This is a genomic window from Aquisalimonas sp. (genome assembly GCF_007120195.1).
Classification (GTDB): Bacteria; Pseudomonadota; Gammaproteobacteria; order Nitrococcales; family Aquisalimonadaceae; genus Aquisalimonas.
The window spans coordinates 1-3,494 of sequence record NZ_SKOG01000177.1; the positions used below are offsets into that span (position 1 = coordinate 1).

Annotated in this window: 5 protein-coding genes; 4 read left to right on the plus strand and 1 reads right to left on the minus strand. The window is 64.9% G+C overall.

The window, feature by feature from the left end; all coding sequences use genetic code 11:
* The 4 genes from QZT63_RS13140 to QZT63_RS13155 all read left to right on the plus strand — a co-directional run.
* Positions 1 to 342, plus strand: a 342-nt coding sequence (locus QZT63_RS13140) for a DsrE family protein (RefSeq protein WP_290651883.1), incomplete at its 5' end; no start/stop codon positions are given.
* Positions 343 to 472: 130 nt separating this feature from the next.
* Complete coding sequence (locus QZT63_RS13145; RefSeq protein ID WP_290651885.1) at positions 473 to 1,141, plus strand: metalloregulator ArsR/SmtB family transcription factor; 669 nt, start codon at positions 473 to 475, stop codon at positions 1,139 to 1,141.
* A 26-nt stretch (positions 1,142 to 1,167) separates the two neighbouring features.
* On the plus strand, positions 1,168 to 2,325 hold the full coding sequence (locus QZT63_RS13150; RefSeq protein ID WP_290651888.1) for a cysteine desulfurase family protein: 1,158 nt from the start codon (positions 1,168 to 1,170) through the stop codon (positions 2,323 to 2,325).
* A 310-nt stretch (positions 2,326 to 2,635) separates the two neighbouring features.
* Entirely contained in the window at positions 2,636 to 2,815 is a 180-nt protein-coding gene (locus QZT63_RS13155) for a hypothetical protein (protein ID WP_290651890.1), read from the plus strand.
* Here the strand turns inward: QZT63_RS13155 and QZT63_RS13160 are convergent.
* Complete coding sequence (locus QZT63_RS13160; protein WP_290651892.1) at positions 2,788 to 3,306, minus strand: peroxiredoxin-like family protein; 519 nt, start codon at positions 3,304 to 3,306, stop codon at positions 2,788 to 2,790. The genes QZT63_RS13155 and QZT63_RS13160 overlap by 28 nt on opposite strands.
* Between the last annotated feature and the right edge of the window lie 188 nt (positions 3,307 to 3,494).

The window sequence follows — 3,494 nt, forward strand, 5'->3', positions numbered from 1 at the left end:
CCGGGGAGACTTCCCCGGGGAGACTTCCGGGGAGACTTCCGGGGAGACTATGATCCGCCCTATGGCACCGAGCGCCGCTACAACGGGCTGCGCCTTGCCCACACCCTGATCAAACAGGACAAGGGCAACCAGGTGGACGTGTTCCTGATGGCGGACGCGGTCGCCGGGGCCAAGCGCGGCCAGAAGACACCTGAAGGCTTTTACAATGTGGAGCGCATGCTGCGCCGCGTGCTTGCCGGCAATCGCGGCCGGATCCTCCTGTGCGGCACCTGCATGGACGCCCGAGGGATAACCGACCGACGACGATGTCATGGACGGATCCCGACGCAGTACCATGGATGAACTGGCGCAGACCACCACGGACGCGGACAAGGTTCTGGTGTTCTAGTACATCCGGGAGACCCCCCCGGCCGGGGGATACTTACTTGCCTCGTCATTGCAGCCAACGCTTTACCGTCAAGGAGGAAGCTCCGTGCAGGAGAGCACACGCAAGCGACAGCTACTGCAGCACCTGGCCACGGTGGCGAAAGGCCTGGGCCACGAATACCGGCTGGAACTCCTGGAGCTAGTGGCCCAGGGCGAGCGCAGCGTCGAGGCTCTGACACACCTCACCGGGCTGCCTCTGGGGACGGTGTCCCAACACCTGCAGCACCTGCGCCGTGCCGGGCTGGTAACGACGCGCAAGGAAGGGAAGTACGTCTACTATTCCCTGTCCGATGATCGTGTCCTGGCCCTGCTCAATGCGCTGCGGGAGGTGGCCGAGGAGAACATCGCCGAGATGCAACAGCTGCTCAGCGCCTATTACCGGGATGAACCTGCCCTGGAGCCAGTGCACGCCGACAACCTGCTCGCCCGCCTGCGGGAGAACTCGGTCACGCTGCTGGACGTGCGCCCCGCGGAGGAGTTCGAGGCCGGCCACATCCCGGGGGCGCTGAACATTCCCATCGAGGAACTGGAGCAGCGCCTGGGTGAACTCGAGCAGGGCCGGGAAGTTGTAGCCTACTGCCGCGGGCCGTACTGTGCCCTGTCCATGGAGGCCGTGCGGCTGCTGCAGAGTCACGGCATGCGGGCGGTACGGCTGCAAGAGGGGTATCCGGAATGGAAACTCGGGATCACTGATGCCCAGGGCTCCAGAGACTGACATCTACTCTCGCGGGAGAGGCGCATATGACCGGGCCTGTCTACCTGGATCACAATGCCACCACGCCGGTGGCCCCTGCAGTCGCGGACGCCATGGCGGATGCACTCCGTCGCCTCTACGGCAATCCATCTTCGGCGTATGCCCCCGGCCGTGAGGCGGCCCGGCGCGTCAGCGTTGCCCGGCAGCAGGTGGCTTCCCTGATCGGTGCCTCCCCCAAGGAGCTGATCTTCACCGGCTGTGCCACCGAAGCCAACAACCTGGCGCTCCTGGGCGTAGCAGCCACCCGACCCACACCCGGCCACCTGGTGATTAGTGCGGTGGAACATCCTGCCGTTGCCGAACCGGCCCGGCATCTGGAGGGGCAGGGGTGGCGGCTGACCGTCGTGCCCGTGGACAGCCGCGGACAGGTCTCCGCAGATGATGTGGTGGCAGCGGTCGGTGAGGATACCGTTCTGGTGTCCATCATGCTCGCCAACAACGAGGTCGGCACACTGCAGCCGGTGCGCGAAATCGCCGGCCGTCTGCAGGGTCGCGGCGTTCTCGTGCACACGGATGCGGCCCAGGCCGTGGGCAAGATCCCCGTGCAGGTGGATGAGCTTGGTGTGGATTTCCTCACCCTGGCGGGTCACAAGTTCGGGGCGAGCAAGGGCGTTGGCGCCCTTTATGTCCGCACCGAGGCACCGATCCGGCGCATCCTGCACGGTGCCGGTCACGAGCAGGGCCTGCGCCCCGGCACGGAAAATGTCCCGGCCATCATTGGCCTGGGTGTTGCCGCAGAGCTTGCCGGGGAGCATCTGGCGCGTTCCCCGAATCGTCTCAAGGAGCGGCGAGACGCGCTGCACCGCATGCTTGCCACGGGGGTCGCCGACCTGGCCCTGAATGGCCACCCTGATCAGCGTCTGCCCAACACCCTGAACGTCTCTTTTCCCGGCGTTTCCGGCCAGGCACTTCTGGAAGCCGTGGCCGATATCGTGTTCGCCTCGGTGGGGTCGGCCTGTCATTCCGCCACCTCCACCCCCAGCGGGGTGCTGGGTGCCATGGGGCTGCATTCGGCGCGGGCACGCGGCGCAGTGCGTCTCTCGGTGGGCTGGGATACCGCCGAGGACGACCTTCAATACGCGGCCGAAGCGCTTGTCCAGGGCTGGCAGGCACAGAGTTTCCCGGACGGTTCCGCGTCGATGTGACGAAGTCACTACCCCGCCGGCCCCCTGCGGCGAGGGAAGCCCGGCGGGCGGTTGCTGTTCTGCGAGCATGGCAGTGCACCGGACACCAAGGTGCGCAGGTGGCAGGAGCGGATCAACCCGCTTTGGCGAAAAGTGGCGGGCGGGTGCAACTTGAATCGGCCCATTCCGCGCATGGTCGGGGAGGCCGGCTTCCGTATCGATCATATGGAGACCGGCTATTTGCCTCGGACGCCGCGGTTCGCCGGTTTCAATTATTGGGGTGCAGCTGCGCGAGCGCCGCAGCGAGCATCGCCACGAACAGTTCAGGCCCATGGCCGAGATGATGAACCTGCGTGAGGAGATGCACACCCGCATGGCCGAGCAACGTCCCAATTCCGACGCCGATGCGGCGACGCCCGAGGAGATTAGAAATGCTGCCGAGGCGGGCTCACCGGTCGTGGACAACGTCCTCAACGCCTTGCTCTATGCCGCATTACCACGCGCTGGATAGTTCTTGGAGACAACGAAGTCCACCGCCTGCAGCAGGTCGTCAAAGTTCGGTCGTGCGAAAGGCATGCTCTGAATCGAGGCGGCGTAAAGGGTGTTGTCCGAGTTGATCAGAAACAGCCCGGGCCCGGCGAATCGCGCTGTCTCTTTCTCACTGATGCTTGTGGATATGTAGAGGCCCCATTCCCGGGCGGTGGTCTCCGTCAGGCCGTAACCCACGGTGAGGGTATCGAGCCCCCATTTATCGACCGCCTGCTGCGCCCGTTCCTCGCCGTCCTTACTGATGGCGATGGGCTCAACCCCGCGCTTGCGGAACTCGTCCACCTTGCTGTTGAGCTGGCCCAGGTATCCCTTGCATATGGGGCAGTGCAACCCGCGGTAGAACACCACGGCGCTGAACTGGTCCGGGCTTTGCTCGGACAACGTCCATTGCTGGCCGCGGACCGTGGGAACGCTAAGTGTGGGTGCAGTCTGTTGGGGCATTGGCTTCGTCATGACGACCTCCTGCGATGCCATTAGTCGGTGTGAGTGCTAGTGTCCTGTCCCGCAAATAACGTTACGGTTGTCGCGGCCCTGACGGCCCCTGGCGGCGTTGCGCCTCCTCGCCGTAGTCCCCGCTACGCCTCGTCGGCGCGCCTTGCCAGGAACCGTCAGGATCCACGCCAATTTTCGCAACGTATTTA